The organism is Ignavibacteriales bacterium, assembly GCA_026390775.1.
GTDB lineage: Bacteria > Bacteroidota > Ignavibacteria > Ignavibacteriales > Melioribacteraceae > Fen-1258.
Genome location: JAPLFF010000003.1, coordinates 636,106 through 658,540 on the forward strand (window position 1 = coordinate 636,106; position 22,435 = coordinate 658,540).

General features: G+C 33.3%; 22 protein-coding genes. 5 read left to right on the forward strand and 17 right to left on the reverse strand.

From position 1 onward, the window contains the following. Window positions 1-150 precede the first annotated feature (150 nt). From NTZ27_03225 to NTZ27_03240, 4 genes are all read left to right on the forward strand, one after another. Window positions 151-1,491, forward strand: a complete 1,341-nt coding sequence (locus NTZ27_03225; protein ID MCX6173747.1) for a TlpA disulfide reductase family protein — start codon at window positions 151-153, stop codon at window positions 1,489-1,491. A gap of 194 nt (window positions 1,492-1,685) precedes the next feature. Further along, window positions 1,686-2,519: a TlpA disulfide reductase family protein gene (locus tag NTZ27_03230; GenBank protein MCX6173748.1), complete on the forward strand. Its 834-nt coding sequence runs from the start codon at window positions 1,686-1,688 to the stop codon at window positions 2,517-2,519. 108 nt (window positions 2,520-2,627) lie between these two features. Continuing rightward, window positions 2,628-3,170 (forward strand): hypothetical protein, encoded by a 543-nt coding sequence (locus NTZ27_03235; protein ID MCX6173749.1) that lies wholly within the window; start codon window positions 2,628-2,630, stop codon window positions 3,168-3,170. Between the two features lie 28 nt (window positions 3,171-3,198). Further along, complete coding sequence (locus NTZ27_03240) at window positions 3,199-4,068, forward strand: outer membrane beta-barrel protein (GenBank protein MCX6173750.1); 870 nt, start codon at window positions 3,199-3,201, stop codon at window positions 4,066-4,068. 34 nt (window positions 4,069-4,102) lie between these two features. Here the strand turns inward: NTZ27_03240 and acpS are convergent, their stop codons facing one another. The 16 genes from acpS to NTZ27_03320 form a co-directional block, all read right to left on the reverse strand. After that, on the reverse strand, window positions 4,103-4,486 hold the full coding sequence (gene acpS, locus NTZ27_03245; protein MCX6173751.1) for a holo-ACP synthase: 384 nt from the start codon (window positions 4,484-4,486) through the stop codon (window positions 4,103-4,105). 1 nt (window position 4,487) lies between these two features. Further along, window positions 4,488-6,185 carry a gamma-glutamyltransferase gene (gene ggt / locus NTZ27_03250; GenBank protein ID MCX6173752.1) on the reverse strand — a complete coding sequence of 566 codons (1,698 nt, stop codon included), beginning with the start codon at window positions 6,183-6,185 and terminating at the stop codon, window positions 4,488-4,490. Further along, window positions 6,169-7,077: an MlaD family protein gene (locus NTZ27_03255; GenBank protein MCX6173753.1), complete on the reverse strand. Its 909-nt coding sequence runs from the start codon at window positions 7,075-7,077 to the stop codon at window positions 6,169-6,171. Before NTZ27_03255 ends, ggt begins: the two co-directional genes overlap by 17 nt. Then, the gene (locus NTZ27_03260; GenBank protein MCX6173754.1) at window positions 7,049-7,426 is read right to left on the reverse strand and encodes a hypothetical protein; all 378 of its coding nucleotides are present in this window, start codon (window positions 7,424-7,426) and stop codon (window positions 7,049-7,051) included. Before NTZ27_03260 ends, NTZ27_03255 begins: the two co-directional genes overlap by 29 nt. Window positions 7,427-7,435: 9 nt before the next feature. Beyond that, window positions 7,436-8,713 carry a hemolysin family protein gene (locus tag NTZ27_03265; protein MCX6173755.1) on the reverse strand — a complete coding sequence of 426 codons (1,278 nt, stop codon included), beginning with the start codon at window positions 8,711-8,713 and terminating at the stop codon, window positions 7,436-7,438. 34 nt (window positions 8,714-8,747) lie between these two features. Further along, entirely contained in the window at window positions 8,748-9,176 is a 429-nt protein-coding gene (ssb, locus tag NTZ27_03270) for a single-stranded DNA-binding protein (protein ID MCX6173756.1), read from the reverse strand. A gap of 45 nt (window positions 9,177-9,221) precedes the next feature. Next, entirely contained in the window at window positions 9,222-9,554 is a 333-nt protein-coding gene (locus NTZ27_03275) for a hypothetical protein (protein ID MCX6173757.1), read from the reverse strand. A gap of 271 nt (window positions 9,555-9,825) precedes the next feature. Continuing rightward, complete coding sequence (locus tag NTZ27_03280) at window positions 9,826-10,296, reverse strand: SPOR domain-containing protein (GenBank protein MCX6173758.1); 471 nt, start codon at window positions 10,294-10,296, stop codon at window positions 9,826-9,828. Window positions 10,297-10,427: 131 nt separating this feature from the next. Then, window positions 10,428-11,705, reverse strand: a complete 1,278-nt coding sequence (locus NTZ27_03285) for an outer membrane protein transport protein (GenBank protein ID MCX6173759.1) — start codon at window positions 11,703-11,705, stop codon at window positions 10,428-10,430. A gap of 72 nt (window positions 11,706-11,777) precedes the next feature. Further along, window positions 11,778-12,278: an acetyl-CoA carboxylase biotin carboxyl carrier protein subunit gene (locus NTZ27_03290; protein ID MCX6173760.1), complete on the reverse strand. Its 501-nt coding sequence runs from the start codon at window positions 12,276-12,278 to the stop codon at window positions 11,778-11,780. Beyond that, entirely contained in the window at window positions 12,271-13,767 is a 1,497-nt protein-coding gene (locus tag NTZ27_03295) for an acetyl-CoA carboxylase biotin carboxylase subunit (protein ID MCX6173761.1), read from the reverse strand. The genes NTZ27_03290 and NTZ27_03295 overlap by 8 nt, the downstream gene beginning before the upstream one ends. 4 nt (window positions 13,768-13,771) lie before the next feature. Then, a complete protein-coding gene (locus NTZ27_03300; protein ID MCX6173762.1) occupies window positions 13,772-16,120 on the reverse strand; it encodes an endonuclease MutS2 in 2,349 nt (782 codons plus the stop codon). Next, window positions 16,117-16,671 carry a CvpA family protein gene (locus NTZ27_03305; GenBank protein ID MCX6173763.1) on the reverse strand — a complete coding sequence of 185 codons (555 nt, stop codon included), beginning with the start codon at window positions 16,669-16,671 and terminating at the stop codon, window positions 16,117-16,119. The genes NTZ27_03300 and NTZ27_03305 overlap by 4 nt, the downstream gene beginning before the upstream one ends. Continuing rightward, a complete protein-coding gene (locus NTZ27_03310; GenBank protein ID MCX6173764.1) occupies window positions 16,668-17,120 on the reverse strand; it encodes a GatB/YqeY domain-containing protein in 453 nt (150 codons plus the stop codon). Before NTZ27_03310 ends, NTZ27_03305 begins: the two co-directional genes overlap by 4 nt. A 52-nt stretch (window positions 17,121-17,172) precedes the next feature. Then, complete coding sequence (locus tag NTZ27_03315; GenBank protein MCX6173765.1) at window positions 17,173-17,862, reverse strand: SDR family oxidoreductase; 690 nt, start codon at window positions 17,860-17,862, stop codon at window positions 17,173-17,175. Next, complete coding sequence (locus NTZ27_03320) at window positions 17,859-18,890, reverse strand: hypothetical protein (GenBank protein MCX6173766.1); 1,032 nt, start codon at window positions 18,888-18,890, stop codon at window positions 17,859-17,861. The genes NTZ27_03315 and NTZ27_03320 overlap by 4 nt, the downstream gene beginning before the upstream one ends. Before the next feature lie 88 nt (window positions 18,891-18,978). Here NTZ27_03320 and polA point away from each other — a divergent pair, with 88 nt between their 5' ends. Beyond that, on the forward strand, window positions 18,979-21,816 hold the full coding sequence (gene polA / locus NTZ27_03325; protein MCX6173767.1) for a DNA polymerase I: 2,838 nt from the start codon (window positions 18,979-18,981) through the stop codon (window positions 21,814-21,816). Between the two features lie 71 nt (window positions 21,817-21,887). Here the strand turns inward: polA and NTZ27_03330 are convergent, their stop codons facing one another. Then, window positions 21,888-22,415 carry a hypothetical protein gene (locus NTZ27_03330; GenBank protein ID MCX6173768.1) on the reverse strand — a complete coding sequence of 176 codons (528 nt, stop codon included), beginning with the start codon at window positions 22,413-22,415 and terminating at the stop codon, window positions 21,888-21,890. Between the last annotated feature and the right edge of the window lie 20 nt (window positions 22,416-22,435).

Consider the following 22,435-nt stretch of genomic DNA (forward strand, 5'->3'; position numbering starts at 1 on the left):
GTCTTCGGCGGATAGTTTGTTGTGTAAAGTTGATTTAGTTGTAAAAGCTGATTTATAAATTAAAGTTGCGTTGACAAAACTTAGCCGTTTGTTCTGGGCGGCGTGTTAGGCGCAACGCCGTTATAAGTCTTTAATTATTTTAGAGGAAAAATGAAAAAGATATCATTTTACTTAATAATAAATCTTATTCTCATTTTATTAGGCTGTTTGTTAGATAATAATTATGGACAGAATAAAGAAACGGAAATTTTTAACAAGTTGAATCAATGGATTTCTGATGAAAAAGAAATTGATTCAGTTAAAAATTATCTTATTCAATTTGATAAATTAGAATTTGCCGATAGTAGAATGTATTTTGTTCATAATTCCTTTGCTCAGTATTTTATTTCAAATGATAAACAAGACATAAGTTATTATAAGAATTTGTTAAAATTTCTTTCAAGCGATAGATTACCAATTCTATCAAAACTGACGAATTCCTTAAATATTTATTGTGAAGCTAAGAGCTCAGATAAATCCATTAAGAGTATGCAAGATTATGACAAAAAGCTTGTTTTCTCGGATGCATCACTATCAGAAAGATATAGAATATTACTTTTTAACTTGGATCCAATAATTCAGAATGAATATTTATTAGATGAAGTAATTACAAATTCTAAAAACTATCTGGCTTCTAATAATTATGATAAAAATGATCGTAGCTTATACAGATATTTTATTTCTCATTCATATTATCTAAAATCAAATCTCGCGACAAAAAGTGCCGATAAAAATAAGGCATTACAATTTCTTGAATTATCAAGTCAATTTAGCCCCGATGCAATAGATATGAAACTGCCATTTAAATATTTTTACGAGATTCATTTTTTAAATGGGAAAGAAGATTATACTCCTTTTTTTGTTGAAAAATTATTAATAAATGGTGATTCAACTAAAGCACTTAATTCTTTAGCCCCAAAGGCAATATATGATTTTAACTACATTGATAAAACAAAATTACTTTTTGAAAAACTTTATCCCGACTCAGCATTTATGAATTATTGGAAAGAAAGACTACATGAACAATTACCGGAAGCTCCCTCGTTTTCACTTAATACACTTAATGGGAGAAAGATAAATTCAAAAGATTTTCTTGGAAAATGGATAATATTAGATTTCTGGGGAACATGGTGTGGTCCATGCCGAAAGGAAATGCCTAAAGTTCAGAAGTTATCAGACAAAATAAAAACTGACTTTTCGAATAAAGCAGTTTTGTTCACAGTAGCATGTAAGGATAAACAAAATTTAGTTGAAAAATTTATGAAAGATTACAAGTATGATTTCACAGTATTGCCCTCTGATATAACTATTGAAAAAGAATTCAATATCACTAATTATCCAACAAAGTTATTAATTACTCCAACTGGGCAATATTTTGAAATATACTTCTGGACTAATTGGGAAAAGATTATTGAAGCATATGTTTTTGATGATAAATTGTACGGCTTATAACCCGTCGCTCAACACGGACAGCGTTTATCAGTGCGGCATTTGTGTAATTGTAAAGTTGCGTTGACATAGTTTAGTTGCTCTTTATGGTAGTTTATTCTAAAAACATTTTTACAATTAAAAGTAGTTGTAACTATTTGGCATTGTTGTTCTGGGCAGCGATTTAGTTGCAACGCCGTTATACGTTTAGGAGATATATGAAAATCGGAATCATTTTAATTCTACTTTCAGTTTTATCGTTTGCACAAGAACGAAATGAAAATTTTATTTCCCGTAGTTTCCAACCGGGATTACCAAAAGAAATTCCCTTCAAATGGGATAAAACTTCTTATGCACAAATTAATTCTGGTGATTCATACAAAGCTATATATATTGTTTCTCGTGATTCATTGCTCACTCCAAATGAATGTTTACTAATCACTATCGGGAAAGATGGCATTAGCCGTAATCAAATTGAGTTTTCGAATGACGGCAAAAATGAAAGCACAATTAGTTTGTTCAATGCGGATAGAGATGAATTAACTCCTTTAAAACTAGTTCTAGATTTGACTAAAAGAGAAATCAATTATAGATGGAAAAGTGAAAAAACAAATGAATATGAGAAACCATCAATTGTTAAAGAGTATAATTTGAAGGTTGGGAAAACATTCCCAATTATTAGAATCAAAACAGAACTAGGTGATTGGACAAATGATCATAAGAATAAAATTATTGTGATTAATTGGTGGGCAACATCATGCTTGCCTTGTAGAGAAGAAATACCTGATCTAAATAAACTTGTTGAAAAGTATGGTGGTAGAGATATAGAATTCGTTGCAATTATTTATGACAAGGAAAATCTTTTAAGATTTCTGAAAAAATATAAATTTAGTTACCAACAAGGTTACAGTGATAATGATCTTTCATTACTTTTTGAGAAATCATTCCCACGACATTTGGTAATTGATAAAAATGGTAAGATAATATTTAATGTTGGAGGATTACCAGATATTTATGAAAAACTTGATAATATTATCAAATCAGTTTTATAAACGTATAACCCGCAACTCAAAGCGACCGCCCGTCGAAGCCGTGTAAACTTCTTCGATGCGGCCATATTAATAATTGGAAAGTAGGTTTATAAAATTATAGTGAGAGAAATGAAAAACTGTATCAATCATCCCGAAAGAAAAGCAATTTCTGTTTGTCACATCTGCGGCAAAGAGTATTGTGAATTATGTTTGGTAGAAGGAAAAGAATATTATTACTGCAAAGATCCGTTATGCCAAGACTCACTTAAAAAAGAACAACCTCCGATATTACCTTCACAAATTGTTTGTCCAAATTGTAATACTGCAACAAAACCATCAAAAGAAGAAAGAAGAACAGGAAAATTCCACTGTCCGGAATGTGAGTTATTCATAGATTATAATTATGACCCTCCAAAAAAATTAGAAACGCAAAGTTATACAGAACTGCTTCCTTCACTGAATCAAGGAGATATCTCATTAATAAAATCGGTATTAGAAGACGCAAAGATTAATTACTACGTAACTGGCGAAAACTTTTTAAGCGTTGATCCGTTAATCGTTCCGGCAAAGTTCTTTGTTTTATCAAATCAGCTTGAGGAAGCAAAAGAATTATTAAAAGATTTTAAACTTCACATCTTCGGTACATCCAATAGAAATGACATAATAGAATAAACGATTTATAAATATTAACGGAGGAAATATGACATATAATTTCCAAAAGTTAAATTTTTGTTCACACCTCACCGTACTCACTTTTATCCTAGTTTTCAATGTTCAACTTTATGGTCAAGATGATGATGAAAAGTCATATAACAGATTTTACTTAATTGTTCAATCATCAATATTTGCCGGAACTAATTATCCAACTTTCTTTGATGCATACAAGGCAACCGGTCCGGCAGCTGCAAATTATTTTTATGCACGTGAATTTGGGACATCAAGCAGTAAAGTGGGATTTGGCGGAGGTTTCGGGTACCAATTACGCAATGATATTTTTATGATTTCAATGGAAGTGAATTATTCAATTAATTCTCATCCGGATAGTAAAGAAGTATTATCAGAAGAATTATTTAATGGGACAGATTTTTCGCGTCAGAATTTTACAACTACTTTCTCTCAAACAGAACTCAAAAATTCAAATTTACTTTTGTTTGGAAGTGCTGGAGTATTTCCATTTGCACAATTAGATCTATCATTTTATATAACAGGCGGTCTTGGATTTGAATGGCAATCATTTAAATCTGATGCCGCTGCATATGCAGAAACCAGAGGTTATGACATCAGTACAATTGGAAAAGCTGATTGGTATGATTTAGGTGATTATGAAAGAGGAGGAAAATTCAGCAGAAGTTCTTTTGCTATGATGCTTGGTTTAGGATCAGAGTTTTTTATTACAAACAATATAAGTTTAAAAGCGGATTGGCAATATATCTTTAGTTCGTACACAAGAGAAAATGTTCTTATTAGTAGCGGTGCAGTAAATGTATATCAAAATAGTAAGGACTATGAATACAAAGTCGGCAACAAATTAGCTCTTGGTGTAGCATATTATTTTAATATTGGTGAATAAAAAATCTAAAAATGTTTTGAATTGTTGTAAGATTTTATGACTTAGGATGAAGAGTAAGAATTGCAACGCATGTAACATAATGTTCGGAATGGCTCATAGAGATTTTCAATTCTTTACCGTGATTAAGATAATCTTTAAGTGCGCCGTAAAATTTTACTTTCGGAAGTCCGTTTAATTCATTGTAGATTTCAACATCCTGCCAGCTGTAAGCTGTATTGGTATCGTTGGAGAGTGCTTTGTAGATCGCTTCCTTTGCGGCAAAACGTGCGGCAAGATGTTGGTATTTATTTTTTCGTGAAAGCGAGTAATCAAGTTCTGTCTTTGTGAAAATCTTTTTTAAGAAAGCATCGCCGAAATTATCAACGCTCTCTTTAATTCTTTCGATCTCGATTATATCTATTCCAATTCCGAGTACCATCTTACCATCCTTCCGCTTTTCCGTAACCGCGCGGATCAGTTGCACCGTAAAATGTATTTGTACTGTGATCTATTATAATGCCTTCCATCCTTCCCAAAGATTTTTCTTTACCAATTTTGTGTCCGCGTGCAAGAAGATTTTTTTGTACATCATCAGAAAGAGCGAATTTTTCAAAATCAATTTCATCCGGCAGCCATTGATGATGAATTTTAGGAGCCGCTATTGCATCGTAAATATTCATATTGAAATCTAATACATTTAAGATTGTCTGCAGAACAGAAGTAATAATTGTAGAACCGCCGGGAGAGCCAATAATCATAAAAGGTTTATCGTCCTTCAGTATTATAGTAGGCGTCATCGAGCTTAACATTCTCTTTTTCGGCTGGATGGAATTGGCTACACTTCCAATCAAACCATATAAATTCGGTTCGCCGGGTTTTGAACTGAAGTCATCCATTTCGTTGTTGAGCAAAAATCCAAGTCCTTCAACAACAATTCTATTTCCATACCCGCCGTTAAGAGTGTAAGTTGTAGCTGCTGCATTACCAAATTGATCTGCAACCGAGTAGTGAGTTGTCTCTTCATGTTCTCTAAGTTGATGGAGTTTTAGCGCTTTTATTTTTTCTGAAGGTGCTGCTTCTTCAGTAATCTCATTTTTTATTTGTTTGCCGTAACTTTTCGCAATCAATTCTTCAACCGGTACGGGGTAAAAATCCGCATCGCCCATATGCTCGGCGCGGTCAGCATAAATTCTCTTCATCACTTCAACCAGCGTGTGAATATATTTAGAACTTCCCCACTCATTTTTCTTAAACGAAAAATTTTCCAAAGCATTCATAGCTTCGATCAAACAAATTCCGCCTGAAGATGGAGGCGGCATAGAAATTATTTTGTATCCGCGGTAAGTTCCTTCAATTGGTTCTCTTTCAATTGCGCGATAATCTTTTAAATCATTCATCGTAAATAATCCGTCATGCCTTCGGGATTCTTGAACTAACTTCTTAGCAATCTCGCCTTCGTAAAAAGCGTCTCTACCGCCGTTTTGTATTAATCGTAAAGTATTTGCCAAATCTTTTTGAACGAACAGATCACCTTCTTCTAATTTCTTTCCGTCTTTTGTAAATATTTTTTTTGTTGATTCTATTTTAGACAATTCCACAAATGCAGATTTTCCAGTTTCGTAATTTTTATAACTTAGTGCAAATCCTTTTTCAGCAAGATCAATTGCCGGCTGAATAACATCTTTCAGTTTCATCGTGCCGTATTTTTCAAGTGCATAGATTAATCCCGCAACCGTTCCAGGAACACCGGAAGAAGTCCATCCATCCTGGCTAAGAGCAGGAATAAAATTACCAAGACTATCTAGAAACATTTTTTCATGTGCAGCTAATGGTGCTGTTTCGCGGAAATCAATTGTAGTATTTTTTCCATCGGCAAGATGAATTACCATAAATCCGCCGCCGCCGATATTTCCGGCACTCGGGTATGTAACTGCAAGTGCAAATCCAACTGCAACTGAAGCATCAACTGCATTACCGCCTTTTTTTAGAATTTGCACACCAACTTCAGTAGCTAAATTATTTGCGGTAACAACCATTCCATGTTTGGATCTTACCGGATTTTCCGCAAACGAAATAAGAGAGTTTGAGAAGAATAATAAGAAGAGAAGTGTTGATCTAATTTTAGAAGATGTGAGCATTTACTTCAACACCTTTAGATTTCAACTGATCAATAAGGATTTTTGTTAGATCTTTTGCCTGCTGAATTGTTGTTTTTAGATCATTCATAAGACCGGTATCATTTAAAAGTTTACCAAAATTATTTTGATTCGTATTTGTCTTATCCATGAAATCATTTAATTTGGTCAAAAGTACTTTTGATGTTTTCATAACATCGTGAACCGAATTGATCGTTAGAGCGAGAGTATCGCGATTTGCATCCATGAAACTGTTTAAGTTTTTGGTCACTTCATTTCCGGATTTCAATAATTTATTTAATTCATCTTTATTGTTTACAATAAGTTTGTTGAGATTATCTGTCAGTATGGCAAGATTATTAACGGATGTTTTAAGATCACTTGTAAATTTTTCATCTGTGATCGTTTTGTTCAATGCGGTAATTGAAATCTTCACTTCTTTAATAACATCTACCAGATCGTTCTGAACAGAACCAAGCATAGACATTGCTGAGGCAATATCGCCTTCAAAGTTGCCTTGCTGAAGTTTTTTATAATCCAATTCATTAATTGATAAGCCGGGATTAATTTCAACTTTCTTCCCGCCCATAAGATCAAGCATCATAATAGAAAATTTTGCGTCTTCTTTTATAATTATATCGGATGGAAGATTTAAGAGTGTTATTACTTTACTGCCGTTAATTATTATATCTTCTACATATCCTTTACGGACACCGTTAATCGTTACCGGATCGTTAACTTCGAGTCCTGCAACAGAACTAAACTCAACGGAGATCTCTTTACGATTTGAATTAAACGACCAATTTTTTGCCCAGCCCAGGACCCATAAGAAAATAATTATAGCAAGTAAGAATGTTACGCCTACTTTAATTTCTGTTTTTCTCTGATCTTTCATAACGTTTTATTATTTGTTTTAAATGATTAAAATCCGCTGAATCAACTATCCCGTCGTGATATAAGAAACGGGCTTCATCCATAACATCTTGTAAACGCGAAATCGCAGAATCAAAATTATATTTCTTTGATTCATCCAAAAAATTATGAACAGCTATTTTCATTGAATCGCGGTAAACCGATGCTTTCACATCTTTTAATTTCTTATCGAAATCATCAACAGCTGCACCAATGATCTTATCTTTCGAAAAATTCTTAAAAAAATCTTTTTTATATTTTACAAAATAAACCACAGTCCCTACAAGAATTGTAAACACAACAACAGCAGAAATAAAGCATCCTTTTTTCATTTATATAAGTTAGTTTACTTTTTCCACAAGAACTTTGTTTACCCGTTTGTTGACAACTTCTTTAACAGTAAATTTATAGTTATTGTGGATTAAGTGAAACCCCTGCTGTGGAATTATCCCGGCTTGATTAAATATAAATCCGCCGACAGTATCATAGTCGTCATTCTCTGATGAGAAGTCTAGATTCAGCAATTCATTCAATTCATCAATTGAGACCTTGCCTAAAATCATAAAACTATTTTCATTCAATTTTACGATTTCATTTTCTTCACGGTCATATTCATCCCTAATTTCACCAACAATTTCTTCAAGAATATCTTCAAGCGAAATCAAACCCGATGTGCCGCCATATTCATCAACAACGATACCTAGATGCATATTCTTTTCTTGGAAATCATGAAGAAGAACATTAATAAGTTTTGTCTCCGGAACAAACATTGCTTCCCGGGCAATATTTTTAAGTGAAAGTGATTTACGAATTTCCGGATTACTTAAAAATGGAAGCAGATCCTTTGCATAAATTATTCCAATTACTTTATCTAAGCTATCTTCATAAAGAGGAATCCTGCTGTGACCAGATGCATTAATTATCTTCATCATCTCATCAAAATCAGTATTAAGTGAAACAGCTATGATATCCACACGCGGAGTCATTACTTCTCTTGCCGTTACAGTTTTAAATGAAACAATTCCGTGGATCAGCTCATGCTCGCCTTCTTCAATTGTTCCAGTTTCAATACTTAGATCAGCAAGATCTTTTATATCGGTTTCATGAAGAGCACTTTTAGTTCTATCAAAGTTTATTTTTGAAGAAAGCAGTCTTAGAAGGTCAGTTAGTATTTTTGATATAGGATATAATATGATCCCTAACCAATATAAAGGCACAGCAGTAATTCGTACACATTGAGCCGGATACTTATTAGCCCATAACTTTGGAGTAACTTCACCAAATAATAAAATAAGAATTGTTAAAAGAGGAATTTGAATTAATAATGCTAGTTGAACAGAAATATTAAATATGCGAGCAGCTTCGAGTGCAAGCATTACTGCTATGATCGAAGCTGCTACATTTACAACTGTATTACCAATAAGAATAGTTACAAGAATTCGGCGCGGATTTTCTAATAGTGATTGTAGATAACTGCCGATAATTTTATGCTGCTTCTTAAACTCTCGTAACTTCTTTTTATCAAAAGAAAATAATGCAACTTCAGAGCCGGAAAAAAAAGCCGAAAGAATAAAACAAATTAATAAAAGAAGAATTTTTATAGACCAGCCATATTCCAACTAAGATTGTATCCTTACTTGTTCAACATACGCATTAAAATGGAAGATCATCATCAACACCTTGTGAAGCTGCATCCGGTTCACTTGCTGAAAATCCGGATTTATCTCCAGAACTTTCTCCTCCGCCTGCTTCTCGACCTTCAAGAGGTATAAGTTTTTCAGATATAACTTCAGTAACATATCGTTTAACACCTTCTTTATCAGTATAATCTCTTTTTTGAATTCGACCTTCAACATAAAATTTCTTTCCCTTCTTTAAGGATTCTTTATAAAAATCCGGAAGGTTGAAAGAAACTACATTATGCCAAGTTGTTTCATTCACCCAGTTACCATCTTTCCCTTTATAGCTATTTGATGTAGCAATTGAAAAAGATGTAACTGATAAATTATTGGTAGTAAATCTTGTCTCGGCATCATTACCGAGGTTACCAATTAACATTACTTTGTTTAATGAGAAAGCCATAACGCCCCCTTATTTTAGTTATTAATGATTACCATGATTAATTTATCATAAAAAGAGATAATAGACAATCATTGAAGCAAAAGGAATTAAAATATTATCTATGTCTTTTGGGCTAAATCCTTCAATAACTGTAGTTACAACTGCTGCTGTAATTAATAATAATATATTTATTTGTCCGAAGAATAGTAAATTAAAAAACAATGCACCGATAAATCCGAAGAAGAAGAAAGCAATGCTTCCTTCAACGGTTTTATCAGAAAATATATGATATGTATGTTTGCCAAATCTTTTGCCGAAAACCGGTGCTAATCCATCACCCCATCCAAGAAAACCCATTGATAAAAGTGCACCCGGTGAATAAAAGAATATTGTACCCATAATATTCATAACTAAGGAAAATATAACGGACCTTTTAGAAGTTCTCTTCTATCACCTGTTCTTGTCATAATTTTAACAGCTCGATCATCCGGCTTAGCAGTAAATCCTTTTATGAGAAGTAATATAGTCCAGATTAATGCCGGAGTAATATTTAAATATTTAGTCCAATGATCTGGATCTTAACTGCAAAATCCATTATTGCAACTATTCCAAACACATATACTAATCCCCCGAGAGTAATAAGAATATTTTGTAAAACCGGATTCATAGATTATTCGACTGTGATAATAAAAGAATCTTTGAAAGACGGGATCTGCCAAAGATTATTGCGGGTCTTTTCTGCATCTTCCTTTGTAGCAAAAGACGGAAGTTGAACTGCGAAAAGTTTTATTTGCTCACGATAAATTATGTTCATAACTAATTCAGTCTTGCTTTTGTTTTCATTAATAAACGCTTCCGCTCTTTCTTTAGTCGTGAAAGCACCTAATTGGATAATAAATTTTTTCACACTAACTGTCTGTTCCGTTTTTACCGGTTCTGTTTTCACAGGTTCAGCTTTTACTTCTTGAACAGATGGAACCGCTTTAGTAGTATCATTAATATTAACTGCATCTTTCTGTACGTCATCGAAAATATAAACATCCGGTTCTTTCTTCTCAGATTGTTTAGTAGTTTCTTCAGAAGTAGAGCATCCAAAAAATCCTATTATAATAAAAATCAAAAAAACTTTTAAAGTTTTCATAACATAACCTGTATAAATTAAAAAAGGATGACTAATGTCATCCTTAATGTACAAAAACAAAAAATAAATCGTGTAACTAACTCGTAAATCAAAAGAGGGATGAATAGTATCCATCCCTCATAGCTAAGATATTATAAACTATAATTTAGACTAAAACCAAATAGATGTGCACTTTCAGAATATGTTCCGTTAAATTTAAATATTGAATTATTAACTATTCTATCACTAAAACTGAGATACATATATGAAAGATCCATGCTTAAATGTTCAGTAAGCTTTCCGCCAAATCCAATGTTGAATCCCAATCTGTCAGCATCAGGTAATGATGGCTCAACATATTCGTCTGTAACCGGATTATGATCGTAAAGAAGACCGAATCTAACAGCGAAAGCATCAGTTGCTTTATATTCAAAACCTAATCTTGCTATGTAAGTATCTTTATAATTTCTATCGACTGAACTTGTATAAGAACCTGTGAAAGTCGGACTTGTAGGATTATAGTTATCAAAAGTAACAGCCAATTTATCGTAACTTGACCATCCAACATATTGGAAATCAAAAGTTGTTGTCCAATCTTTATTCGGCATCCAAGCAATACCTAAAGTAGCACTTGCAGGTGTTGTCAAAGGAGCTGATACTCCACCATTAGGCCAAGGAACTGTTACAGAGACATGATATACTGGATGTACGAATGTGAAATTTGTAGGATCACTAACTACAGTTCCGGTAAAGTTGAATTTAGTTTGGCTTCTATAACTTAAACCAAATTGCCACATATCGTTTAGTTTATATAAAATACCAGCTGTGAATCCAACTGCAGTAGATGTGTTACTTTCTAAAGTAGTTAAAAATTCAGGGTAAGCAGCATTGACCCCATTTACATTTTTATGAGAAATTTTGACACTAGCCATAGCAATCACTGGTCCAGCACTTACAGAAAGATTATCAAATAATTTATATGCTAGTACAGGAGTTAAGTAAAATGATTTAACTGATGTTTCGACTGCTAAATATCTTCCAACCCAATTCGGATTCCATCTTGTACCTAATCCAAACTGATTATTAACTCCTAATCCAACAGAAAATTTATCTGAGAATGCATGAGTTAAATAAAAATTAATCAGAGTGAATACCTGACTATCCATATCAGTTAGTGAACTACTTGGCTTTGGAAGCTGAAAACTTGCTAATGGCAGAATCATCGTTGAACCCAGCGAAAAGTTTGTTCCGCTAAGTTGTGTAATACCTGCTGGATTAAAATAAATTGCAGAAGGATCGTTAGCCAAACCGGTGAAAGCACCGGCCATTGCCATTGCTCTAGCACCTTGTTCGTTTAATTGAAAACCGCCGGCATAGGTGCTTCCGGCAAATATACTGCATACTAATAATAATGTAAGTAATTTCTTCACACAACCTCCTCTTGAATGAATTAAGTTCTTAGAAAATATAAGTAATTGTATTCTAAAAGCAAATAAGATTTCTTATTCAAATGTCATAATAATTGAATTCTTTTCTACCGATTGCCCTTCCTTAAAGAGTATTTCTTTTACTATTCCATTGACCGGAGATCGTATTTCATTCTCCATCTTCATTGCTTCCAGTATTAATAATGGTTCTCCTACTTTTACATAATCACCAATACTTTTTCCCAATTTTAGAAGTAACCCGGGCATTGGTGCTTTAATATTCAATTTTCTAGCTGATATATTTTTTTTCTTTTGAAGCTCATTAGCCCTTTCCTGAAGTTGTGTATGGACTAAAGCTTCAAAGTAACAGCCGTCTATTACCACTCCATATTTATCTTTATTCAGTTTGTGAGCTGTTATTTCGAATACTTTATTACCTAATTTTAGTAAATAAGCGTTGTTGTTAATTTGTGATACTTCCGCGTGTATCTTTTTATTATTAATTATAACTTCATTTCCGTTATTAATTTTAACAGAATGTTTTCTATTATTGATCGTAATTATCATTTCATTCATTATTCTGATCCCGCCATAAGTTACTAATATCAATCTGATTTTTTGATAATGATAATTCCTGTTCTTTAGATTTCAATAAAGCAGATAGCACTGCAGCAGCATCTTCATACTCCTTCGATGAAGTGTCTTTCCATTTTTCTGGAACAAGCGGCATGAAATCATTATCAAGAAAATTAATATCGAATGTTCCGTCTAAAAAAACTTTTTGTTTAAAAATCCATCTGAAAACTGGAATGTTTGTAATGACTCCGCTAATTTGATACTCACCCAAAGCTCTTTGCATTCTAACAATCGCTTCGTCTCTATCTATTCCCCAAGCAATAACTTTTGACAACATAGGATCATAATAAATCGGGACTTCACTCATTACATCAATTCCTCTGTCAATTCGGATTCCTGGACCGGAAGTTAAACGATGATGAACAATCTTACCTGTTGATGGTGCGAAATTATTATCAACATCTTCAGCATAGATCCTGCATTCAACAGCGTGACCATGAATTTTAATATCCTCTTGTATTAGAGTAAGCTTTTCACCGGAAGCAATTTTTATTTGCTGCTTTACTATATCTATCCCGGTTATCATTTCTGTAACGGGATGTTCTACTTGAAGCCGTGTATTCATTTCTAGGAAATAAAAACTTTTGTCAGAATCCATTAAGAATTCTATTGTTCCGGCATTGTAGTAGCTACAGGCTTTAGCTGCATCTATAGCAGCGTTTGTAATTTTTTTTCTAGTTGATTCGTCAACTGCTATGGAAGGGGCTTCTTCAATTACTTTTTGATGCCTTCGCTGTACAGAACATTCCCTTTCAAATAGATGCAGATAATTTCCGAATTTATCTGCCAGTATCTGTACTTCAATATGTTTTGGATGTTCGATGAATTTTTCAAGATAAACATCATCATTGCCAAATGCTTTAAGTGATTCATTCTTAGCTCGGTTATATGCGGATTCAAATTCTTCTTCACTAGAGATTTTCCGCATTCCTTTGCCGCCGCCACCCGCCGCTGCTTTAAGCATTACAGGATAACCAATTTCTGCAGCGATTTTCTTCCCTTCATCTATACTTTCAATCGGTTCAGTTGTACCGGGTACGATTGGGACATTATTTGCTTTCATCAATCTTCTTGCAGAAGTTTTTTCTCCCATCATCAATACAGATTTGGATGAAGGACCAATGAAAATAATTCCCGACTCTTCCACCATTCTAATAAATTCCGCATTCTCAGATAGAAAACCATACCCGGGATGGATTGCATCCGCACCAATTTCTTTTGCTAGTTTAATAATCTTTTCTTTGTTAAGGTATGATTCACTTGCCGGTGAAGGTCCAATTAGATAAGCTTCATCAGCTCTTCGAACATGCAATGCTAATTTATCAGCTTCAGAGTAAATTGCTGCAGACGTTATATCTAACTCCCTGCAGGCTTTAATTATGCGATGAGCAATTTCTCCGCGGTTTGCAATTAGTATTTTTTTTATCATAAAATTATTTGAATTCAACTATTGTAATACCATCCCCGCCGTACTCTATGTTTGCAAAATAGTAATTTTTTACCGTATGATTATTCCTCAAAATTCCAAGAACTAATTGTTTAAGAGCGCCTGTTCCCTTTCCATGAAGTATTTCAACTCTATCGGTACCACTTACATACGTGTTGTCCAAAAATTTTATTATTTCAAATTCAGCTTCATCGGCTCGTTTGCCACGGATATCCAAACGATAGCTTATTTCATCTTGACCTATGTTAAATGATCTTTTCTCTCTGTGGTCGAATTCGGATTTTTTTGCATGAACTAAGTCAGAATATTTTGTTTTGATTTTTAAAGATCCAACACTAAGTACAGCTTTATTTTTTTCTTTATTTATTTCTTCGATTACACCAACTGAAGTTGTATCCTTAATCGAAGCATAATCTCCCTTCCTCAAATCAACTTTTTCTTCTTTGCTCTTTTTCTCTTTTTTAAAAATCAGAGTGCTTTCTTGTTTAATCTCTTCAATCTTTTTCTTCTCTTCTTTTATTACTTCTTTCTTTGCTTGAGATTCGCGAATGTTTCTAATTGACTCTTCCACCTTTTTATTTACTTCGCTTAGATATGTTTCAGCTTTCTCTTTTGTCTGAGCTAATATTTCCTTTCTCTGATTTTCAAGTTTTTCAATCTTATTTTGATAGAGATTTGTTAATCCTTTCAGTCTGGAATTCTCTCTTTCGGTTTTACTCAATTGTTCTTTTAAGTTTTTTGATTTCTTTTCAAGTGCAACTAGAAAATCTTCAATCTTTGTTTTATCGGTATCCAAATATTCTTTTGCAAGTTGAATAAATTTTTCATCGAACCCGATCCTATTAGCAACCTCAAAAGCGTAACTTGAGCCGGGCATTCCTTGATTAAATTTGTAAGTCGGTTTCAGTTCATCAGTATCAAATTCCATAGATGCATTTTGAAATTTATCCAACTGATTTGCAATCAGTTTCAAACTGCCATGATGAGTAGTTGCTAATACTTTAGCGCCTTTATCACGGAGTGTTATTAACATTCCGGCTGCAATCGCCGAACCTTCTGCCGGATCAGTACCTGTTCCAATCTCATCTAGAACTACTAAAGTTTTATCATTAGCTTCTTCGATAATATGTTTAATATTTTTTAGATGTGAACTAAACGTGCTTAGATCATCTTCAATAGATTGCGCATCGCCAATATCAACTAAAACTTTTTCAATAAAATGAAAATTGGAATCCGGATGTGCGGGAATCGGAATTGCGGCAAGAGCCAGACAGATGAGCAGACCGGTTGTTTTTAAAGTTACTGTTTTGCCTCCTGCATTCGGTCCTGTAATAAGAATAATATTTACGTTCTCCAACTTCAAGTTCATTGGTACCGTATTCTTATGCCCGATCCGTTTTATAAGAATTGGATGATGTGCATCAATGAATGCAAAAGGTTTGTCTTCGTTGAATCCAGGATGAGAGCCGATAATTTCTATCGAGTATTTTGCTCTTGCAAATATTGAATCCAAATCAGCAATTGCTTGAAGTGAATTTTTTAACTCAATACTGATTTGCCCGATTCTTTCCGTTAATCCTCTTAAAATTTTTTCGATTTCCCTTTTCTCAGCAAAGCTGAGCGACAATATTTCATTGTTTAATTCTAAAGTTTCTTCCGGTTCAATATAAACCGTCTGCCCCGATGAAGACTCTGAATGAACAAATCCTCTTACATGTCTCTTATGTTCCGACTTAACCGGCAAAACAATTCTACCATCACGCTGAGTGATATATTCTTCTTGAACTAAATAAGAATCGCTAAGTTGTTTCAGTAATTTTTGAACTTGTTTGCGAAGAGCAGCATCTTTTTCTCTTATCTCAATTCTTATCTCTCTAAGCTTTGGACTTGCATCATCTCTAATCTCGCCATTCTCAGTAAACACTTTTCCTATTTGATGCTCAAAAACTTTATCCACTAAAAGTTGATCGGTAAATTCTTTTAAATATGTTTGTGAATCATCTTTCGATTTTAAGAATTGAAAAAGTTTTCGTGAAGTCTCGGCAAGTTTCAGCACATCTAAAATTTGTTTTGAAGTAAGAACTGCACCTTCTATTCTGCTTCGAGAAAGGATATCATTTAGATCGGGCAAATATTCGAATGGCGGTATATCATTCTTAATAAGAATTTCTTTAGCTTCATTTACTTGCTCGCCTCTTTTTTCAATTTCATCAATCGATTCAAGCGGAACCAAGTTTTGAATAGCACTTTTCCCGTTATCAGTAGAACAGTACTTCTCGATATGGGTTATAACTTTATTAAACTCTAATTTTTCTAAAACGTCTTTGGTTATCATTTTTTTAGAGGAAGTGAGTCGATTTGTGATGTATTGTCAATATCTTTTTTTTCTATGTATTGTTTTAAATAATCAGATGCTTTTGATTTCTGACCCATTGCAAAATCTATCGTCGTAGGAATTAAATTAAGAACAAAGTTATATGAAAGTGAGTTATTCCTTTGTTCGGTCTTAGGAAATCCAAAAATATTAAGAAATAAAAATACAGCGCTCATAAAATAAATAATCTGAACAACACCAATTACACCACCAAGTAATTGGTTTATCATACGATTTACTTTATCAAACGGGTGTACAATTCTTTTTATAATTGTTGCTACGAGAATGACAATTAGAAATATCAAAATACCGGCAATTACATTAGCTAAGTATTCGTCATTGTTAAAGAAACGAGTTAGAAATTTTCCGACACTTCCGGAGAACTGAACTGCTAATGCAATCCCGAAAATCAATCCAAGCAATCCAATGATCTTTCTTACAAGTCCGTCCTTAAATCCAAGTAAAAAACCGATCAGAATTATAACAATGGTTATATAATCAAGATAATTCAATTACCGCTCAACAATTTTTCAACGATCTCTTTAACAATTTTTCCGTCTGCTCTACCTTTAAGTACTTTGGCAGCAACGGGCATTAATTTTGGGAAATCTTCTTTTGCCTTTGCACCAACTTCAGAAGCTATTTTCTTTACCTCTTCTAAGATTTCATCTAAAGTAAGCTGTTTTGGTAAATATTCTTCAATGATCTTCAATTCGGCTTCTTCTTTCTCGGCAAGTTCATTTCTCCCACCGTTGCGAAATTGCTCGATTGATTCTTTCCTTTTTTTTGCGGCTGTTGTTAACATTTTTATTTCTTCTTCGGAATTTAATTCTTTACCGCTTCCACTCTTTTCAAATTCGAGAATCAAAGCACGGATTGAACGAATTGTCTCTAATCGAATTTTATCTCCAGAACGCATTGAATCTTTTAGATCTTGATTTATTTTTTCATTTAGACTCATAATTACTCCAATTATTCAAACCAGAATTATTTTACTAAACAAAATAACCTTTTCAACCGATACTTCCTGGAAGTTCAACAATATTTCCGGTAACGGTTTTATAGTTTTGGAAAAATGAATGAGCTATGTTGCAAATTTCAGAAGTAGTAACCAATTGTGTAGTATCTTCGACCCATTCACGATTTGCAGCACTATCAATGATGTACGGGGCAACAGCGTTAGCACTTAAATTAATTCTCTTCCCTTCAAATGAAAGTGTCTTAACTAAAAAATTAAGTGCATGTTTGGAAATATTATAAGCTGCTCTATTTTCTTCCGGATATAAACTTGATTGTGCACTTGTAAAACATATCGAAGAGCCGTTAGAATTTTGAGTTAGCTTAGAGAAATGTTTTGATATTAAAAATGCAGTACAAAGATTTATGTTAAGCATTTTTAAGAAATCTGCATACTGAGTATCTATTATTGGTTCACCACCTATATAAGCGCCGATTGTACTAAATAGAAAATAATTTGCTTCTTCTTTACGAATAACATTTTGAAAAGCTTTTGCAACATTTTCTTCTTTTACCATATCTGAAATTAAAATCATCTCATATTTTTTGTTGGAAGATTTCAAATCATATTTCTCTCGGGTAAAGAAATAATATTGATCATAATCTTGATTTAGGAAAAAATCTACTGCAGTTCTTCCCAAAGCGCCGGAAGCGCCAAATAAAAGAAATACCCTTTCGGATTTCATTTTTTCCCTTTCACTCTAAATTTTGCACCAACGGGATAGTGGTCGCTATAACCGCCTACATAAATATTTCCGTTAAAAGTTGGAATTGCGCCTCCCTCTCGATTTCCTTTTTGTGAAATCATAAATGGCGGTTTTATAATATCAAATGAATTACACTCATACTCAATATGTTTTCCATCTAAAAAAGTTGTAGAAATAATTATTTGATCTATCATATCGAACTTTCCACCGAAAAGATAAGAACCCTCTTTATTCGAAAATTTCTTATAAGCCAGATTTACAAATGTTAAATTAGTTTTACTGCCGCAATTAAAATCTTTTGCACCTAAATGCTGTTCAATAGATTCATTATTAGGTTCATCGTTAAAATCGCCAAGAATAATTACATTACTTTTCGGCGCAGTAGATGCTAATGTATCCAAACTGCTTTTTAATACTTCTGCCGCTGTAACACGATTGATATTTGATTTTTGTTCTCCGCCTCTTCTCGAAGGCCAATGGTTAACATAAACATGGACTTTTTCTTTACTTTTTTTATGAATCAAAACAACATGGAGAATATCTCGAGTCGGATTGTGATCAGGCAGTTCAACATGAATTGCAGCTAAACTATCAATATCAAATATACTCCTATCATAGAGCAGTCCCACATCAATTCCTCTTGCGTCCGGAGAATCGCGATGAGCAATCATATAATCTCTGTCTCTTAATTTATATATCAATCTTTTGAGAACGACTATGTTTTCAACTTCTTCAACAGCTAAAATATCCGGGCCGCATCCGTTGTTCATATAATTAATAACCTTAGCAAGATTGGTAAGTTTTTGTTCAAATTTTTCATCGTTCCACTGACGTGGTGAATCCGGTAAGAATTCTTTATCATCTTTTACAGGATCATGAATTGTATCAAACAGATTTTCCACGTTCCAATTCGCAATGTAAAATGAATCTCTCTGAACATTTTGACAATTCGAAATTAATGGAAGAAAAAGAACAAGTATGAAAGATACTTTTAAAAATATCCGCATAAAGAATTTCCTATTGTTTTGTAGATATTGTGTGAATGTAACTATATTCTCTATCGAAAATATAACCAAAATAACTAAACGAGTTAAGATGGTCACCGTTAAAAAATCAAATGACAGCAGCAATTCAATAAAGAGAAAATTCGTGATTATTGATGCTATGGCACTTGCCTACAAAGGATACTATGCATTTATTTCCCGTCCTCTTATAACAGCAGCCGGCGAACCAACATCTGCAGTGTTTGGGTTTCTTAATCAACTCTTCAAAATTATTGAAGACACTAAACCTGATTATTTGGCAGTTGGTTTTGATTCTAAAGAAAAAACTTTTAGACATGAAAGATATGAGAATTATAAATCATCACGCCAAGCAATGCCTGAGGATATGATCCCGCAAATTCAAAGGATCAAAGAAATTATTGAAGCGTTTAACATTCCAATTTATATTTTACCAGGTTACGAAGCCGATGATCTAATCGGCACAGCAGTTAAAGAAGCTGAGAAACAAGGATTTGATTGTTATGCTATCACTCCGGATAAAGATTACATTCAACTAATCTCTGAAAATATCAGAGTTGTTAAACCGGGTAAATCAACTGATGAGATCGTAATTCTTGATGAAGATAAAGTACGAGAAGAAATGGGTTTTGAACCGATTCAAATGATAGACTATCTTGCTCTGGTTGGAGATTCATCCGATGATATTCCGGGAGTTGCGGGAATCGGTCCCAAAACCGCTGTTCCACTTATTCAGAAATTTAAAACACTTGAGAACATTTATAAAAATTTAGATCAGATTGATAAAGCAAGTATTGTTAACAAACTTACAGAAAGCAAAGAGAATGCATTCCTCTCGAAAGAACTTGCAACGATTAAGACAGACACACCTTTCCATATGAATTTTGATGAAGCAAAATTTCATAACCCAAATATTGAAAAACTTCTAAAAATATTTGGTGCGTTAGAATTCAAATCATTTGCAAACAAACTTAAAAAACTTTTTCTAGAAGATAATCCGGAAAAACCAACAGAGATAAAAGAAGAAATTAAACAAGTGGCAATTGCAGAAGTTGAAAATGAAGAGGTCTCTGTGTTTGATAAAGGTAAAGTTAGGTACAAACTTATATTGACATATAAGGAAGCAAAAGAATTAGTACAGAAATTATCGATTAGTGATTTATTTGTGTTTGATACTGAAACAGATGGACTTGATACATTGAATGTAAATCTTGCCGGATGTTCTTTTGCAGTAAAACCTAAAGAAGCATTTTTCGTTGCAACTAATCCTTCTGCTGAATCTTCTTCCCTGTTCTCAGCAGATATGTCTGATCGTTTACCGACAGATGACTTTGTAAAACTTTTTAAACCGTTATTTGAGAATAATAAAATTAAAAAAGTCTGTCAAAACGGTAAGTATGATATTGGAGTACTACGTCATTACGGAATTGAAGTAAAGAATTTTTATTTCGATACGATGCTTGCAAGTTATGTTATTGATCCGGATGAAAAACACGGTATGGATGATTTATCAGAAAAGTATTTGAAGTACCGCCCCATCGCCTTGCTTGAATTAATCGGCTCTAAAAAAACTCCAGAAAAAATATTTGAGGTTGACCCGAACCAACTTTCCGATTATTCTGCCGAAGATGCAGATATAACATTTAGACTTTACGAGCTATTGGATAAACAACTAAGAAAAGAGAAATTAGAAAAACTTGCATACGATATTGAATTCCCTCTTGTACCGGTATTGGAAGATATGGAACGAACCGGGATAAGAATTGATACTAAAAGTCTAAAAATATTTAGTGATGATCTACAAATTCTGCTTGAGAACTATTCCAAAGAAATAATAAAACATGCCGGAGAAAATTTTAATATAAATTCCACACAGCAACTTCAAAAAATACTTTTTGAAAAATTAAAACTTCCCCAGACAACTAAAACTAAAACTGGATATTCTACTGATGCAAAATCTTTAGAATATTTACGCGGCACACATCCGATCATTGATATTATTTCCGATTACCGCCAGGTAGCAAAATTAAAATCAACTTATGCAGATTCACTTCCGTTACTGATTCATTCTAGCACTGGAAGAATACATACGTCTTACAATCAAGCAGCAGTTTCAACCGGAAGATTATCAAGTAATGATCCTAATCTTCAAAACATTCCTATCAGAACGGATCTTGGAAAAGAAATCCGAAAAGCGTTTGTGCCGCGAGATAAGAACTACGTAATTCTTTCTGCAGATTACAGCCAGATTGAATTAAGAATTATGGCAAGTATTTGTCACGATGAAACATTAATGAATGCGTTTCAATCCGGAGAAGATATTCACCGAAGAACAGCCGCATTAATTTTCAAAGTTGATCCAAAAGATGTTACACAAGATATGCGCCGCAAAGCTAAAGAAGTAAATTTTGGGATTCTTTATGGACTCGGACCATTTGGCTTAAAATCACGATTAGGTATTACGCAGGCAGAAGCGAAAAATATTATTGATGATTATTTTTCTTCATTCAAGAATGTAAGAAAGTTAATGGATGAATTAATTGCCAAAGCCAAGAAGAAAGAATATGCAGAAACACTTTACGGACGAAGAAGATATTTAAAAAATATTAATAGTAAGAATAGAGTTGTTCAGCAATTTGAAGCACGTGTTGCTATTAATATGCCAATACAAGGAAGCGCAGCAGATATGATAAAACTCGCAATGATAAAAATTCATAATGAGTTGGAAAAAAGGAAGGCAAAGACAAAAATGGTTTTACAAGTTCATGATGAATTGGTATTTGATGCACACAAAGATGAGGTTGAAGAGTTGCGTCCGTTAATTGTAGAACTTATGGAGAATGCTTTACCATTAGATGTACCGGTGGTTGCAGAGACCGGTGTTGGCGATAATTGGTTGGATGCACATTGAAATTTTTACTGTGGAGACGCGATATATCGCGTCTCTACAAATATTTTTTATTAGACAACGTTTACCATCCTCTACAACAAATCATAGATATTTTCAGAATCATCTTTTTCTAATTCCCATTTTAGCGGGTTCTGTTCAATATATTTTCTGATGTTATATAATTCTTTTTCGTTTCGAATTATGCGGTCATAAAACCGTGGTTGCCAAGCAAAATTAAGAGACCCTTTATCACGAGCAGATTGTGTAACTGCAGATTTGAAAGAACCAACGATATTTGATAATGAAAGTTTTTTGTTTTGTAGAGACGGGGCATGCCCTGTCTCTACGTTTGGGTTAATGATAATTATTCCGTGAAGATGATTTGGCATTATTACATAATAATCTAATTCAGCATTGGGAAAATAAATTGGAATATCATCCCAACATTTCTTAGCTAATTTCCCTAATTTATTGAATATCATTTTTCCATTTTCAACTTGACCAAAATAACTAACATGATTCTTCGTATTTATTGTTACATAATACCACCATGGATTTGAGTAATCCCATTCTTCTAATCTTGCTGATTCAATGCGAAATGTTTCTTTGAATTTTGTCATATTAATTAACTAGGTGTTAA

Excerpts from the sequence above, each read along its gene's own strand:
- NTZ27_03235 (MCX6173749.1), top strand. The coding sequence starts at position 2,628 with ATGAAAAACTGTATCAATCATCCCGAAAGAAAAGCAATTTCTGTTTGT.
- NTZ27_03290 (MCX6173760.1), bottom strand. The coding sequence starts at position 12,278 with ATGAATGAAATGATAATTACGATCAATAATAGAAAACATTCTGTTAAA.
- NTZ27_03320 (MCX6173766.1), bottom strand. The coding sequence starts at position 18,890 with ATGCGGATATTTTTAAAAGTATCTTTCATACTTGTTCTTTTTCTTCCA.
- NTZ27_03230 (MCX6173748.1), top strand. The coding sequence starts at position 1,686 with ATGAAAATCGGAATCATTTTAATTCTACTTTCAGTTTTATCGTTTGCA.
- NTZ27_03280 (MCX6173758.1), bottom strand. The coding sequence starts at position 10,296 with ATGAAAACTTTAAAAGTTTTTTTGATTTTTATTATAATAGGATTTTTT.
- NTZ27_03315 (MCX6173765.1), bottom strand. The coding sequence starts at position 17,862 with ATGAAATCCGAAAGGGTATTTCTTTTATTTGGCGCTTCCGGCGCTTTG.
- NTZ27_03260 (MCX6173754.1), bottom strand. The coding sequence starts at position 7,426 with ATGAAAAAAGGATGCTTTATTTCTGCTGTTGTTGTGTTTACAATTCTT.
- NTZ27_03225 (MCX6173747.1), top strand. The coding sequence starts at position 151 with ATGAAAAAGATATCATTTTACTTAATAATAAATCTTATTCTCATTTTA.
- acpS (MCX6173751.1), bottom strand. The coding sequence starts at position 4,486 with ATGGTACTCGGAATTGGAATAGATATAATCGAGATCGAAAGAATTAAA.
- NTZ27_03275 (MCX6173757.1), bottom strand. The coding sequence starts at position 9,554 with ATGGGTACAATATTCTTTTATTCACCGGGTGCACTTTTATCAATGGGT.
- ssb (MCX6173756.1), bottom strand. The coding sequence starts at position 9,176 with ATGGCTTTCTCATTAAACAAAGTAATGTTAATTGGTAACCTCGGTAAT.
- NTZ27_03300 (MCX6173762.1), bottom strand. The coding sequence starts at position 16,120 with ATGATAACCAAAGACGTTTTAGAAAAATTAGAGTTTAATAAAGTTATA.
- ggt (MCX6173752.1), bottom strand. The coding sequence starts at position 6,185 with ATGCTCACATCTTCTAAAATTAGATCAACACTTCTCTTCTTATTATTC.
- NTZ27_03255 (MCX6173753.1), bottom strand. The coding sequence starts at position 7,077 with ATGAAAGATCAGAGAAAAACAGAAATTAAAGTAGGCGTAACATTCTTA.
- NTZ27_03310 (MCX6173764.1), bottom strand. The coding sequence starts at position 17,120 with ATGAGTCTAAATGAAAAAATAAATCAAGATCTAAAAGATTCAATGCGT.
- NTZ27_03330 (MCX6173768.1), bottom strand. The coding sequence starts at position 22,415 with ATGACAAAATTCAAAGAAACATTTCGCATTGAATCAGCAAGATTAGAA.
- polA (MCX6173767.1), top strand. The coding sequence starts at position 18,979 with ATGGTCACCGTTAAAAAATCAAATGACAGCAGCAATTCAATAAAGAGA.
- NTZ27_03295 (MCX6173761.1), bottom strand. The coding sequence starts at position 13,767 with ATGATAAAAAAAATACTAATTGCAAACCGCGGAGAAATTGCTCATCGC.
- NTZ27_03240 (MCX6173750.1), top strand. The coding sequence starts at position 3,199 with ATGACATATAATTTCCAAAAGTTAAATTTTTGTTCACACCTCACCGTA.